Genomic DNA, 14,315 nt, shown 5'->3' on the forward strand with positions numbered 1-14,315 from the left:
CTTACTTCTTGGCTATTTTAACTTTCACATCTGCATCAGGTTTCAGGGCCATGGCACCTGTAGTAAGTACGGTATCGCCGATATTCAGGCCTGAAAGCACTAAGATTCTATCTGCCGTTCTGGTACCGGTTTCCACAGGTACTTGTTGGGCCTTGCCATTTTTTGCAATGTAAACTACTTTGCCTTTAAGCACGGGTATTACCGCTTCTGTGGGGATCAATATGGCATCTTTAATGGTAGCTAGTGCCAATTTCACTTTGGCAAAAGAGCCCGGGAGCAGTTCGCCGCCAACATTTGGCGCCAAGGCTTTAATTTGTAGGGTCCTGGTAGCTTGGTTGATGCCGGGCTCTATGGCAAATACTTTTCCAGAGAACGTTTTATTGCTGCCATCAATATTAAATGAGATGGCACTGTTTGGTTTTAGTTGCGAAACGTATTTCTCTGGAATAGAAAAATTGATTTTTACCGGGTTGATACTTAGTAGGTTGGCAATGTTTGTGCTTGGGGTAATGTACTCGCCTACAGAAATATTGCGTAAGCCCACTTTACCGCTAAAAGGAGCTAGGATAGTTGTTTTGGCAAGCTGTGCCCTAATTAACTGTACCTGTGATTTCAGCGCCTGTAATTCGGCCAAAGAAGTGTCGTATTCCTCTTGGCTGATGGCACCTTTTGCCAGCAGTTGCCTGGCTCTGTTTTCGTTACTTGCAGATAAGTTTTGCCGGGTCAGCACTTCTTTAAGTTGTGCCTGTATATCTCTGTCGTTGATCTTAACCAGGGCGGTGCCTTTGCTTACATTGCTTCCTTCTTTGAAGTAGATACCGGTAACCAAACCAGCTACCTCGCTTCTTAAAGTTACGGCTTCGTTGGCTTCAATACTTCCCGTAATGTCCAAATTGCTTGAAAAATCACTGGTAGCGGCAATAATTCCATCAACGTTTAACGGGGCTCCTCCTTTACCTTTGCCGCCTTTTCCACCACCCGCACCGCCTGGGCCGCCGCCTTCAATTTTTTTATTTTCAGTAATTCTGTAATAAACTAGGTAGGCAAGTCCGAGTGCCAATACAAGATAGAATATATACCTTTTTTTCATTTTAATAGTTTGTATTCGGTATAGAAGTTAAATGGTTTATGCTTCGTTTATTTCAGTAGCTAAGCTGGAAATTGCGAAGTGAATACAAACAAAAATATCTAATTGTTTTACCATTACTAAGATGTACTAACTATGTTACAGCACTTTGAGGATAAACATTGAGGAAAGAAGTTTTAAATTTTATTTTTGTGCCGATACGCTTGGTATTTTAGAACCTGAAGCTTCTATTTTTACCAACAGGAAATGTAAAATAAAGCACCAATGAACAAAGTGTTTTTGGGCTTTAAGTTATTGAAACAATAAACTATTAAATGAAAAAAATCTTAGGAGCAGCATTGTTGCTAACGTTAACCATGGCAGCTAAATCGCAAGTTAAAATTGGCTTTGAGGTATCTTTTAAAGAGCCGCAGGCACACTACGCCGAGATAGAAATGAACCTGTCGGGCATTGCCGCAAAGGACTACGTAGATTTAAAGATGCCGGTTTGGACGCCAGGCTCTTATTTGGTGCGTGAGTTTGGGAAAAATGTAGAGAGCTTTACCGCTACGGTAAATGGCAAACCAGCTAAATTTCAAAAGGTAACCAAAAACACCTGGCGGGTTTTTAATGCCAAGGCGGCGGCCCTAAAAGTAAATTACAGGGTTTATGCTTTCGAAATATCGGTGCGTACCGCCTTTATCGACGAATCGCACGCCTTTCTCTCATCGGCAGGTATTTTCATGTACCCCGCAGGGATGATCAAAAACCCAAGTACTGTAAAGATTGTGCCTTTTGGTAAATGGGATAAGGTAAGTACAGGTTTGGAACCTGTAGCGGGACAGAAATTTACTTACCATGCGGCTGATTTTGACATCCTATTTGACAGCCCTATAGAAGTTGGTAACCAAGATATTTTTGAGTTTACCGCTTCAGGTGTAAAACATGAGGTGGCCATGTATGGCGGGGGCAACTACGACAAGGAGCGTTTAAAAGTTGATATGGCGAAAATTGTGGAACAGGGAACGGCAATTTTTGGTGATAATCCCAATAAACACTACACCTTTATCGTTCACAATTATGCACAGGGAGGCGGTGGTTTAGAACATCTTAATTCAACCGTATTAGGTGCCAGCAGAAACGCCTATGGCACCGAAAAAGGTTACAAAGGATTCCTTTCATTGGTGGCACACGAATATTTCCACTTATGGAATGTGAAGAGGCTTCGCCCGATAGCTTTAGGCCCGTTTGATTACGACAACGAAAACTACACCACCAACCTTTGGACTGCCGAAGGATTTACTTCGTACTACGAAAACAAATTATTGATCAGGGCGGGAGCAACCAATAAAACTACCTTTTTAAATGATCTAGTTGGTGGTTTGGGCACCGTAATGAATACTCCAGGGGCTAAATTCCAGTCGGCCTCCTCATCTAGTTTTGATGCTTGGATCATTGGTTACCGCCCTAATGAAAACTCAAAAAACAGTTCCATTTCTTACTACAGCAAGGGAGAGGTAATAGGAATGCTGATGGATTTGGAAATTGCCAATGCTACCAAAGGCGCTAAAAGTTTGGATGATGTAATGAAAGCGATGTACGAACAGGGAAAAGTTCAGAAAAGAGGTTATACGGATGCCGAATTTAAGGCAATGGTAGAAAAAATCAGCGGAATAAGCTTTACCAATTTCTGGGCAAAATATATCGATGGTGTTGATGATATCGACTTTGAAAAGTTTTTTGCCTATGCGGGAATTGATGCCAAGGCAGAAATTGCTTCGCCAAATAAGCCGTATACCGGGGCTACTTTAACCGTATCCAGAACAGTGAATGTTGGTGGTGTTTCCAGAAATTCGCCAGCTTGGATCCAGGGGCTGAACGTTAACGACGAAATTTTGGCTTTAGATGGTTCAAGCATTGCTGAGGAAATGCGCAACATTAAGTTGCCAAACCCGGGACTTACCTTAGAGAACTTGCCTACCATCGCTAAAAAACAAGTAGGCGATGTCGTAGAAGTAACCGTGAAACGTGATGGGATGGAAAAGAAAATTTCTTTGACCTTAAATGAAAGCCCTAACGTACGGATCAAAGCTAGTTATAATGACAATGCTACCGCACAACAATTGGCAGTAAGAAAGCGTTGGATGGGCGTATAAATGCCAAAGCATAAAAAGACAAAGGCCCCGCAACTTTGCGGGGCCTTTGTCTTTTTAAATTGCTTCGCTCCAATTTAGAAAGTAAATCTAAAACCAAAACCAAATCTTCCGGCTTCAAACTCAGAGTTGTCGCCAATCCAAGCAGTTGGTCTCCAATCAAAGCCCATTTGAATAGGTGCTCCAGGAATTTTAAAATCCAAACCAGCTTGTGGAATTAACAAAAAGTTAGTTTGGTCATAGCCACCTGCGCTGAAAAAGTTAATGCCCGGTCCGCCACCTACAAACCATTTCAATCCAGAAGCACCAGTGATATTGCCGTGGTACTGATAAAAAGCTTGTAAACGAACGCTATTTCCGCCAAATAAAACTTCAGCCTGTCCAGCACCGTTACCATTAAAAAAATGCTTGATAGAAGGGCCTACCAAAGTAGAGCCGTTGCCGAAGTCAAGACCTAAACCCAAGGCCGTCTTGTAACTTTGTGCATTTGCATTAGATAAGTTCGTAGCAAAAAGGGCAACGCCAGCAATAATAGTAAAAAGTAATTTTTTCATAAAAATGTTAATTGTTGTTTAATGTATAAGAGCACGCTTATCAACTTTTGTGCCTTTTGTACATTAAAAACAACAATAACATTGTTTTTTTTGTTTTCTCAGGGAGTTGGTGCAGGATAAAATAATTATGCTTGCATAGTATATATTTCATATAAAAACCTTAAATTAGGATGTTTTACGGCTGTAAAAGGCTGTTTTACAGTGTTGGCCAATATAAATTTAATCGTATGTCAGTTACAATAACCAGGGTTTTCGATCTCCTAAAATATAATCAAGAAAATTTTTCTAAAGACGAGTTTGTCAGTGGTAAAATAAATGGCGAGTGGCGTAAATATAGTACACAAAAGTTTTGCGAATTAACCGATCAGCTCAGTAAGGGTTTAACCACCTTGGGTATTGCCAAAGGATCAAGAGTGGCAATCATGTCTCCCAATAGGCCAGAATGGAACATTTGTGATTATGCTATTTTGCAGTTGGGAGCTTATCAAATTCCTTTATACCCAACGTTGGCTGAGCACGATATCAAGTTTATTATAGAAGATGCTGAAATTACGGTCGTTTTTGTAGCCGATGAACAACTTTACGAAAAGGTAAAAAAAGTAATCGCTGAAATTAAGCACGAGGTAAAGGTTTACAGCTTTAATAAGGTTGAGGGCGTAAATTATTGGGAAGAACTGGTTGAAACAGGAAAACAGCAGGGACAAATAGATCTGGAACAGTACCGGGCTGCGGTGAGGCCAGAGGATATTCTGACGATTATCTACACTTCGGGAACTACCGGTACACCCAAGGGCGTAATGCTAACCCACGATAACTTAGTGCAGAATTTCAAAATGTCGGCAGTGCTTTTGCCGCCAAATGTTACCCATGCACTAAGTTTCCTGCCCTTGTCGCACATTTTCGAAAGGATGATCCATTACCTGTATGTATATTTAAATATCGCTGTTTACTATGCGGAAAGTATGGATACTATTGTGGCGGATATCCAATTTGTAAAACCAAGTGGCTTTTCAACGGTCCCTCGGCTTTTGGAAAAAGTCTATGATAAAATAGTGGAGAAAGGTAAAGCGCTAACGGGAATCAAGAAAATGATTTTCTTTTGGTCGTTAAGCTTGGCAGAGCAATATGATACCGACAAAGGTTGGTGGTATACCTTTAAATTAGGGATCGCTAGAAAATTGGTATTTAAAAAATGGCAGGAAGCCCTAGGGGGAAATATTCAGGTGATCATTTCTGGAGGGGCAGCCTTAAATCCCCGCTTGGCAAAAGTGTTTTGGGCAGCGGGCCTACCTGTGTTTGAGGGCTACGGGCTTACTGAAACTTCGCCGGTGATCTCGGTTAACCATTTTGATGCCATTAAATTTGGTTCGGTTGGGCAGCCTATTAAAGGTGTAGAGGTGAAGATTGCAGAAGATGGCGAAATTTTGGTAAAAGGCCACAATGTGATGAAAGGATATTACAACAGGCCTGATTTAACCAGCGAAAATGTAGACGCCGATGGTTGGTTCCACACGGGAGATATTGGCGAGTTTACTGATGGTTATTTGAAAATCACCGATAGGAAAAAAGAAATGTTTAAAACTGCCGGAGGTAAATATGTAGCGCCGCAAATAGTAGAAAACAAGATTAAGGAAGCACCGCTTATTGAACAGATCATGGTGCTGGGCGAAAATAGAAAGTTTCCGGCAGCACTGGTAGTGCCTAATTTTGAAACCTTAAAAGGTTGGTGCAAAATAAAGGGAATCGAATACGGAAGTAACGAAACCATTGTAGAGAATAAAGAAGTACATGAAAAGTTTCAGAAGCTAATTGATGAAGCCAACAAGGAATTTGGTAAATGGGAACAAGTAAAACAGTTTGCCCTATTACCTAAAGAATGGAGTATTGACGGGGGCGAATTAACACCGAAATTGAGCTTGAAAAGAAAAGTGATTTTGGAAAAAAACAAAGAAATTATAGAGAAAATATATAAAGATGCAGAAAACTATCATCCAGAAACTAAGTAGAAGGATTAAAATGAGCAAATGGTTTGCCATGGCAATGTTGTTAAGTTTTAGTCAGGCAAATGCTCAGGTAGAAAAAGAAAAAAATGTAAAGGCATTTGAGTTTCTATCAAATGCTGATTCAAAAAAGGGCGGCAAAGCCCTTGAATTTAAAAAAGGCGCCGTAGTGTCGGCACACCCGGAGGCTACAGCCGTAGGGGTTGAAATCCTTAAAAAAGGCGGAAACGCGGTAGATGCCACCATTGCCGTGAAATTTGCCTTAGCAGTGGTTTATCCCAATGCGGGTAACATTGGTGGTGGCGGCTTTTTAATTTATCGCTCTGCAAAAGGGGAAATTAACTCAATGGATTTTAGAGAAAAAGCTCCAGCACTAGCCAGTAAAGACATGTACTTGGATGCCAACGGGGACCCCATTTCCGAGAAAAGTAAAGAAGGGCATTTAGCGGCCGGGGTACCTGGAACAGTTGCGGGAATGGTAGCATTGCACAAAAAATATGGCAAGTTAAAATGGGCCGAGTTGGTTGAGCCTGCTTATCAATTAGCTACCAATGGATTTAAAATTACCAGGCAACAGGCAAACGAATTAAATAGGTTGCAAAGTAAATTCAAGCAATTTAATCCCTTAGGCACTGTATTTATTAAAAATGAAGGCGAATGGGCTGCGGGAGATCTGCTGGTTCAAAATGAACTGGCCAATACCTTACGATTAATTCGTGATAAAGGCCGAGCAGGTTTCTACGAAGGAGAAGTAGCCAATTATATTGTGGAGGAAATGAAAAGAGGTGGTGGGTTAATTTCTAAGGAAGACTTGAAGAACTACCAGGCCGCCTGGCGGACCCCAATTGTAGGAAACTATAGAGGCTATAAAATCATTACCATGCCGCCAACCTCAAGCGGAGGAATTGCCTTGGTGCAATTATTACAGTCGGTAGAGGCTTTTCCACTGTCCAAATGGGGACATAACGCTGATTCGACTATACAAGTGATGGTGGAAGCAGAACGAAGGGTTTATGCCGATAGAGCTAAACATCTGGGCGACCCCGATTTTTGGAAAGTCCCTCAAAAAGAACTACTGCAAACCGCCTACAATAAAGGTAGAATGGCCAATTTTAACTGGGCAAAGGCCACACCAAGCAGCGAAATTCAGGCTGGTGAATTTGCCAGAAAGGAAAGCGAAGAGACCACTCATTTTTCTGTAGTGGATAAAGATGGAAATGCGGTGTCGTTAACCACCACAATTAATACTTCTTATGGAAACTATGTGGTGGTAAAAGGAGCGGGTTTCCTGTTAAACAATGAAATGGACGATTTTTCGGTTAAGCCAGGCACGCCAAATTATTTCGGGTTGGTAGGGTATGAAGCTAATGCCATCGCTCCCAATAAAAGGATGTTAAGTTCAATGACGCCAACCATTTTGGAAAAAGATGGTAAACTATCCATGGTAGTTGGAACCCCGGGAGGCTCTACCATTATTACTTCGGTTTTTCAAACCATTGTAAATGTCATTGATTTTGGAATGAACATGCAGGAAGCTGTAAATGCTAAAAAATTTCATCATCAGTGGTTGCCTGATCGAGTGGATATTGAACCGAATGCGCTAACTCCAGAAGTTCAGCAGAAATTGGAAGCAAAGGGATATACTTTCTTTAAGCGCAACAGCATTGGAAGGGTTGATGCTATTTTGGTCACTAAAAGTGGGATTTATCAAACTGGCGCAGATCCAAGAGGAGATGATACCGCCGGTGGATGGTAAAATATTATTTAATGTGTAGTATATAAACGAGGTTGACGGATGTTAATCTCGTTTTTTTTTATCAAACCTCGTAGGCCTTAAAACCTACGAGGTTTTCTTTTACAAGTTTCTGGGCTAACGCTTCTATGTTTTTCCGAGCCCTTAAGCCTTTGCCGTTGATGTTATGTTATTTAAAGAAAAGACAAAATACACTGTATTAGCGTTGATTAGGGCTTGTTAGGCTTTTGATAGGATTTTCGTACAAAACCAAACCATTTTCGTACAAAAACGAACCCTCTGGATGTACCATGCGTTTAGTTTTGTTACAGCCATTTAAGCCAATCGTGTATGAAAGTTAACCGTCTCAAAAATCAAGCGTTGTTTACAGATTCAGGAAAAATCTAGTCATTAGGTCCCTTTATTAAAGTGAAAATATTTGTTAGCAAATACCATTGAGCTACGCCTTTACCTTTTGTGCCGCTTATACCTTACGTACACCTTAAAACAGCCATAAATAACCAAAATATAAATTACCACTAACAATTAAATGTATGAAGAAACTTTACCTGAAAACCCTGGGTGCATGGTGCTTAAGCTTATTTGCTTTTAATGTAAATGCGCAAACAACCTATTATGTTAAAACCGACGGATCGGGGGCTGCTGTTACTGCCACCAGCTGGTCTGCGGCGTCAAATGATCTGCAAGGCGTTATCAATACCGCTCAATCTGGAGATAAAATTTTTGTGGCCAAAGGCACTTATCTGCCCAATAGTCTCGTGAATACGGCCGATCCGATTACGACTAAGGATTATGCTTTTGTACTTAAAAATGGGGTAAGCATATACGGTGGTTTTGCCGGCACCGAAACTAGCGAATTGCAACGTATAGCAGGAAACGAAACCATTTTAAGTGGCGATTTAAATGGAAATGATGTGGATGAGACCAGCGGCAACACCAATACCTATATGACTGCAAATAAAACAGACAACGTATATCATGTGGTGTTGGCCGTAGGTTTAACTAATGCCACCATTTTTGATGGGTTTACGGTGACTAAAGGAGATGCTTCGGCAAATGCAGCCTCAACGGTTGCTGTTAGCTCAAAAAATATAGATAGGAGACTTGGTGGAGGTATTTATATTTTAGAGTCCAGTAATAATTTTATCATTTCTAATGTAAAGGTTACCATCAATAGGGCCAATGGAGATGGAGATAGTTCTGGAGGTTGTGGCTCTGGAATTTATATCAACAACAGCAGCCCAACGATTGAAAATTGTGAAATTACCAAGTCATTTAACATGAACGCATCGCCCAAAACGGCGGGAAATAACTATGGCTCGGGAATGTCGTTGGTTGTATCAAGCCATGCTACAATTACGAATACTATTTTTTCCGAGAATTTTGGGGGATATGGAGGTGCAGTAGCAATAAACGGGAGCAACCCAACTTTTACCAACTGTACTTTCAAAGGTAATCGTGGTGGCGGAAGGGGCGGTGCTGTAGATGTTCGCGGAGCATCTCCAACCTTCACCAGTTGCTTGTTTTCGGAAAATACGGCTACCGGAAGCGGTGGCGGCGCCGTGTACAACTATACCGGCAGGGCATCTTTTTTCAATTGTATTTTCTACAAAAATAGTGCGGCTACCACCAATGGAGCAGCCTATGGATCACAGAGTAATAACTATGGCGCTATTTTCGTAAACAACACTTTTTACGAGAATAGAAACACCTACGGTGGCGCCGCTACTAATTTGTCGGCAGGTATATATGTTGCTACGGTGGGTACCAGTGCCAGCTATCCGGATAAAAAAACCTATGTATACAATAATATATTCTTTGGCAATACCAGCTCGGTAAATATCAACACCACAGATATATATGCTGCCGATGCCGCATTGCTTGCAGCAGTAAGCAATAACATTGTTCAGCAAACTCCGTACATCGCCGCAAATCAAGGTAATCTTATCAATGTGAATCCTCAATTTATCAGTGCTGTGCCTGGTCATATTGCATTTTTAGCACCGCAATTGCTTAGTCCCGCCAAAGATGCTGGGAATGATAGTTACAACACTACCACCGTTGATTTTAATGGAAGGGGCCGTAAAAACGGTACAATTGATATTGGCGCTGTGGAGTACCATGATGTATTGCCGGTATCCTTCATCAGTTTTACTGCAAAAGCAACTGCTGGTGGAGCGCAGCTGCGTTGGAAAGTTGCTTCGGAAACCGATAGCAAACAGTACTTGATTAGCCGCAGTAGCAACGGCAAGGAATATGATTTAATTGCCGAAATAAAAAGTGCAGGCAATAGCAGCATTCCTTTAAGCTATGGCTATACTGATCAAACCTTTATTGATGGGGCTTATTACTACAAGTTGGAACAGGAAGATTTAGATGGTACGATCAGTTACCTGGCTACTCAAGTAGTAAAAAACCATTTAACAAATAATGCGGTGAGCGTTTATCCCAATCCAACCAAAGCCAATGCAACGATAGCGTTAACAGATGGTATTTATCATAAATATAGCGTTGTTGGTTTGCAGGGAACTACGGTACTTAGCGGTAACATAGGTATCGCCGATAGGCAATTGGAGCTTAATTTATCTCGATTGTCCAGTGGAACCTATATCATTATGCTAACGGGGTTCAATGTCAATAAATCTGTAAAAGTAATTAAGCTGTAATTAATTAGTTTTGGGCCCTTGTAAATTGGCAAAACTTACAAGGGCCATATTCCTTTACATCAGCAGCAATTGTTGATAAATCTTTGCGACAAAGCCAGTTGAAAAAATCATGAAGTTTATTAAGCTCTTTTCCACCGGAAATAAAGATGTTGCATTGCTCATCAACTAAAATGGAAACCGTATGCTAATATTTTTTTGAACATTGGCATAAAATAAATGTCTATTTTTCTCGTTTATTTATGTTCCTTTTTTTTAAAGTGTATAGCAAACCACACACTTTTTAAAGTTCTTTAACTTTTTTGTTACCGTTTGTAATATATTGTTTTTTAATTAGTTATGTTTTGTTTTTCCTTTTTGAGATAGTATTTGGTACAGCTATTGACCAGTGTCTGGCATCTAACAGATACTTATAAAGTGAATATTATGAAACAAAATTTCTTAAAAATTTTCCCGATCGCATTAGCTGGACTAATCATCGGTAGCAGTGCCCAAGCTCAAGAAACCTCGGGCCAAAAACCATCACTAAGAACTTGGTCAATTGGTGTAAATGCAGGTGCTTTAACCGGTGTTTCTCCCTTGGGTGGCCAAAATGATTTCTCCAATTGGAAAACGAGTTTTGGTTACGGTTTATACATCAAAAAGCAAATTAGCCCCGCTTTTGCCTTACGTTTAGACGGGGTGAGGGGTAAAGTGCGTGGTGATAACTCAGAGCCATTTAACGATGGTACCGTAAACGCCACTCCAATTGCTTCCTACAGCACTGATTTGAAATATTCAGCCAGCTTAAGTGCCCAGGTGAATATGGTAAACTGGAGCATGTTTAACCAACACAATAACGCTACGCTTTATGCTATGGCGGGTGGTGGTTTTGTAAACTACGAGCCAACTACTGTTGCTACAGGTTCTAGTACTGAAGTTACTGGACCGGCAGTGAACAAAATGATCGTTCCTGTTGGTGTTGGTGCTAAGTTCCGTTTATCGGAAGGCATTAACTTCGACTTAGGTTGGACAATTAATTTTGTGGATGGTGACAAGTTTGATGGTTATGCCAGAGGTAGCAACGACAAGTATAACTACGGTTATGCAGGTTTAGAGTTTGCGCTAGGTAAAGGAAAACAATTGGCTTTCTTTAGCCCAACTGCCGCAACTTACGAAGAAGCTTTGGCCGCTAAAAACACTGCAAATGCTCTTAAATCTGATTTAGATGCACAGAAAGCCGAAAACGCCAAATTACGTTCGGAAATGAACGACTTGCTGAAAGACAGTGATGGTGACGGTGTAGCCGACAAATTGGATAAATGTCCAAATACTCCTGCGGGTACCGTAGTAGATGGATCAGGCTGCCCTATTAAAATTCCTGCTCCGGTAGTTACTGAAAAAGTAATTGTTACCGAAGCTGACCGTAAAGTGGTAAGAGATGCTATTTCAAACCTTGAGTTTGACTTAGGTAAGGCAACTATCCGTTCTAAATCTTATGCAACTTTAAACAGAGTGGCTGCTTTATTGGTTGAGAAAAACTTCAGCTTGAAATTAGCAGGACACACGGATAACACTGGTTCAAGAGAGTTGAACATGCGCTTATCGAAAGAAAGAGCCGAGTCGGTAAAAGCTTACTTAGTTTCTCAGGGCGCCAACGCTTCACGTATTGAGGCTACAGGTTATGGTCCAGACCAACCAATTGCCACCAACAAAACTGCCGCTGGCCGTCAACAAAACAGAAGGGTAGAGTTTACACTTTACTAGAGCATACAAAATTGCTTATGAAACGAAAAGCCCCGCAAACTTGCGGGGCTTTTCGTTTTGAGAATGTGCGGTTATTTACATTCGGCAGGAGCAAAATCAAATTTCCCCTTTTCAAAATTAATCGGTTTGTCTTTTGCAAAATAAGATCTGCCCAAGGTGGTTTCTATAACGCCAACACCCATTTTTAAATGACCACCTTGTTTAAGAAATGCCAATGGGTTTGAAAACTCTGTGGGGTTTTGACCGGTTTTAAAAGTGTAATCCACCAACAAAGTATCTCCCTTAAACTCTCCTCTCACAATACCGTTATTGTGCGGCTTTTCGGCATATTTTATTACCAATTTACCTTCTACCTTTGTACTGTCGATGATTTTGATATCCATGGTAGCGCTATCACCTTCAAAAACAGAAGTATAGCATTGTTTTAGGGTGTCAGCAGCGGCCTTAACACCAGTATCGCCCGTTTGTTTATTGCCGCCCTGGCTACAGCTGTAGGCCATTGGCAGCGCCAAAACTGCCCACGCAAAGTTTTTAAGTTTCATTTTCATCCTTTTATCGTTTTTACGTTAATAACTCTTTTCTGTACATAAATGTTTATTTCTATTGATGATAGCAAAAAAGGCTTTCCATAAAATATCTCAAACTCTTTTGCTACCAATAAATGGTATATAAAATTGTAACCATGGCAATTACCACCAATGCACCTATGGTAAAGGCTTTGTTGGTTTTAAACATACTTGGATCTATTTCTAAGCCGCTGGTTACTGGTTTTTTCTTATTCTCTATCACAGAGATGAAATACATCCCCGTTACACAAAGCAAAAATACGATCAACATCCTGTCGATAAATGGGATTTCGTAAACTCCTTTGGCATTAGGTACCGAAAAATTAATGCTGGACAGGAAAGAAAGATCCATGAAATCAGGCGAAAACTTAAGGATAACCGAAAATACAAAGCCGCCAATGGTGGCAAATAATGCCGCATTTGAGGTGGTTTTTTTCCAGAAGAAACCTAAAATAAACATGGCAAAAATACCAGGGGATACAAATCCAGTATATTCCTGTATATATTGAAAACCTTGTTTGCCTTCGCCCATCAAGGCATCGCCAACTACCAAGGCCAAGCCTGTACCTAAAAGCATGGATACTAAAACACTGATTTTTCCAATGCCTACCAGTTTCTTCTCGGAAGCATGCTTGTTAATGGCTTTTTGGTAAATATCTAAAGTGAAAATGGTCGCAATGCTATTTGCCTTTCCTGCCAGGGAAGCTACAATTGCTGCGGTAAGTGCGGCAAATGAGAGCCCTTTTAGTCCCACAGGCAACAAGGTTAAAAGTGCCGGGTAGGCTTTGTTAGGATCCTGTGCACCAGATGAGGTGAGCAAACTATCAGCACTGATGGCACCGATGTTGTTTTTGATGATATAGTAAACCGCAATCCCGGGAATCACTACAATAATTGGCATAAGGAGCTTAAGGAAAGCGGCAAATAAGAGACCGTTCCTGGCGGTAGGTAACGATGCTCCTAAGGCACGCTGGGTAATGTATTGGTTGCAGCCCCAATAGCTTAAATTGGCAATCCACATTCCTCCTATTAAAACACTGATGCCCGGCAAGTCCATATAATTGGGGTTATCGGTTTTAAAGATGAGATGGAAATGTTCAGAAGCGCCCTGGTGTAGGTTGGTGAAGCCATTTAAAACACCTTTACCATCCGAGATGATATCCAAGGCTAGATAAGTAGCTACCAATCCGCCCAGCACCAAAACAAACACTTGGATTACATCGGTATAGCCAATTACCTTCATCCCGCCAAGGGTAATGATAATGGCAAAAGCAGCAAGCAGTACAATACAAAGCGTTATGTTAAGCCCAGAGATACCACTGATGGCCACGGCGCCCAAATATAGGATAGACATGAGGTTAACCACAATATAAAGCATTAGCCAAAAGATGGCCATAATCATCCCCACCGTGCCGTTGTAGCGCTGGTTGAGGAATTGCGGCATAGTGAAAATCTTATTTTTAAGATACACTGGCATGAAAAAAACCGCTACGACAATAAGGGTAACGGCAGCCATCCACTCGTAGGCGGCAATGGCCAAGCCCATTTTAAAGCCAGAACCGCTCATCCCGATAAACTGCTCGGCAGAAATGTTGGACGCAATAAGGGAGGCCCCAATAGCCCACCAGGTTAAAGAGCCTTCTGCTAGGAAATAGTCTTTTGAGTCAGAAGTGGCAGATTTCTTTTTGTAGTAAATGTACAAACCATAACTGGCTACCACTACAAAGTAAATGAGGAATACGATGTAATCCTTAATGTCGAGTAAATTGCTGTTCATTTAGTCAAGAATTAATTGGCTTTATACCCAGCAATTT

General features: G+C 41.1%; 9 protein-coding genes. 5 read left to right on the forward strand and 4 right to left on the reverse strand.

What is annotated here, in order from left to right; translation table 11 throughout:
* Position 1 precedes the first annotated feature (1 nt).
* Complete coding sequence (locus DUT71_RS12985) at positions 2–1,090, reverse strand: efflux RND transporter periplasmic adaptor subunit (protein WP_113662977.1); 1,089 nt, start codon at positions 1,088–1,090, stop codon at positions 2–4.
* A 311-nt stretch (positions 1,091–1,401) separates the two neighbouring features.
* On the opposite strand from DUT71_RS12985, the gene DUT71_RS12990 reads away from it, so the two are divergent.
* Positions 1,402–3,222 carry a M61 family metallopeptidase gene (locus DUT71_RS12990; protein WP_240186923.1) on the forward strand — a complete coding sequence of 607 codons (1,821 nt, stop codon included), beginning with the start codon at positions 1,402–1,404 and terminating at the stop codon, positions 3,220–3,222.
* Between the two features lie 74 nt (positions 3,223–3,296).
* Here the strand turns inward: DUT71_RS12990 and DUT71_RS12995 are convergent, their stop codons facing one another.
* Entirely contained in the window at positions 3,297–3,773 is a 477-nt protein-coding gene (locus DUT71_RS12995; RefSeq protein ID WP_113662978.1) for a hypothetical protein, read from the reverse strand.
* Positions 3,774–4,000: 227 nt separating this feature from the next.
* Between DUT71_RS12995 and DUT71_RS13000 the strand changes: the two genes are divergently transcribed.
* The 4 genes from DUT71_RS13000 (at position 4,001) to DUT71_RS13015 (ending at position 11,935) form a co-directional block, all read left to right on the forward strand.
* A complete protein-coding gene (locus DUT71_RS13000; RefSeq protein WP_113663078.1) occupies positions 4,001–5,779 on the forward strand; it encodes an AMP-dependent synthetase/ligase in 1,779 nt (592 codons plus the stop codon).
* Positions 5,748–7,529, forward strand: a complete 1,782-nt coding sequence (gene ggt, locus DUT71_RS13005) for a gamma-glutamyltransferase (protein ID WP_240186924.1) — start codon at positions 5,748–5,750, stop codon at positions 7,527–7,529. Before DUT71_RS13000 ends, ggt begins: the two co-directional genes overlap by 32 nt.
* 530 nt (positions 7,530–8,059) lie before the next feature.
* Positions 8,060–10,192: a right-handed parallel beta-helix repeat-containing protein gene (locus DUT71_RS13010; RefSeq protein WP_113662979.1), complete on the forward strand. Its 2,133-nt coding sequence runs from the start codon at positions 8,060–8,062 to the stop codon at positions 10,190–10,192.
* 423 nt (positions 10,193–10,615) lie between these two features.
* Positions 10,616–11,935, forward strand: a complete 1,320-nt coding sequence (locus DUT71_RS13015) for an OmpA family protein (protein ID WP_113663080.1) — start codon at positions 10,616–10,618, stop codon at positions 11,933–11,935.
* Positions 11,936–12,006: 71 nt separating this feature from the next.
* Here DUT71_RS13015 and DUT71_RS13020 read toward each other — a convergent pair whose 3' ends face one another.
* Both DUT71_RS13020 and DUT71_RS13025 read right to left on the reverse strand, forming a co-directional pair.
* The gene (locus DUT71_RS13020; RefSeq protein WP_240186925.1) at positions 12,007–12,483 is read right to left on the reverse strand and encodes a hypothetical protein; all 477 of its coding nucleotides are present in this window, start codon (positions 12,481–12,483) and stop codon (positions 12,007–12,009) included.
* A 103-nt stretch (positions 12,484–12,586) separates the two neighbouring features.
* Positions 12,587–14,278 carry a sodium:solute symporter family transporter gene (locus DUT71_RS13025; RefSeq protein ID WP_113662980.1) on the reverse strand — a complete coding sequence of 564 codons (1,692 nt, stop codon included), beginning with the start codon at positions 14,276–14,278 and terminating at the stop codon, positions 12,587–12,589.
* Positions 14,279–14,315 lie beyond the last annotated feature (37 nt).

Source organism: Pedobacter nanyangensis (genome assembly GCF_003313505.1).
GTDB lineage: Bacteria > Bacteroidota > Bacteroidia > Sphingobacteriales > Sphingobacteriaceae > Pedobacter > Pedobacter nanyangensis.

What these genes read in the sequence shown, in the direction of transcription:
- DUT71_RS12985 (WP_113662977.1), bottom strand. Translation starts at nt 1,090, where the DNA reads ATGAAAAAAAGGTATATATTCTATCTTGTATTGGCACTCGGACTTGCC.
- DUT71_RS12990 (WP_240186923.1), top strand. Translation starts at nt 1,402, where the DNA reads ATGAAAAAAATCTTAGGAGCAGCATTGTTGCTAACGTTAACCATGGCA.
- DUT71_RS12995 (WP_113662978.1), bottom strand. Translation starts at nt 3,773, where the DNA reads ATGAAAAAATTACTTTTTACTATTATTGCTGGCGTTGCCCTTTTTGCT.
- DUT71_RS13000 (WP_113663078.1), top strand. Translation starts at nt 4,001, where the DNA reads ATGTCAGTTACAATAACCAGGGTTTTCGATCTCCTAAAATATAATCAA.
- ggt (WP_240186924.1), top strand. Translation starts at nt 5,748, where the DNA reads ATGCAGAAAACTATCATCCAGAAACTAAGTAGAAGGATTAAAATGAGC.
- DUT71_RS13010 (WP_113662979.1), top strand. Translation starts at nt 8,060, where the DNA reads ATGAAGAAACTTTACCTGAAAACCCTGGGTGCATGGTGCTTAAGCTTA.
- DUT71_RS13015 (WP_113663080.1), top strand. Translation starts at nt 10,616, where the DNA reads ATGAAACAAAATTTCTTAAAAATTTTCCCGATCGCATTAGCTGGACTA.
- DUT71_RS13020 (WP_240186925.1), bottom strand. Translation starts at nt 12,483, where the DNA reads ATGAAAATGAAACTTAAAAACTTTGCGTGGGCAGTTTTGGCGCTGCCA.
- DUT71_RS13025 (WP_113662980.1), bottom strand. Translation starts at nt 14,278, where the DNA reads ATGAACAGCAATTTACTCGACATTAAGGATTACATCGTATTCCTCATT.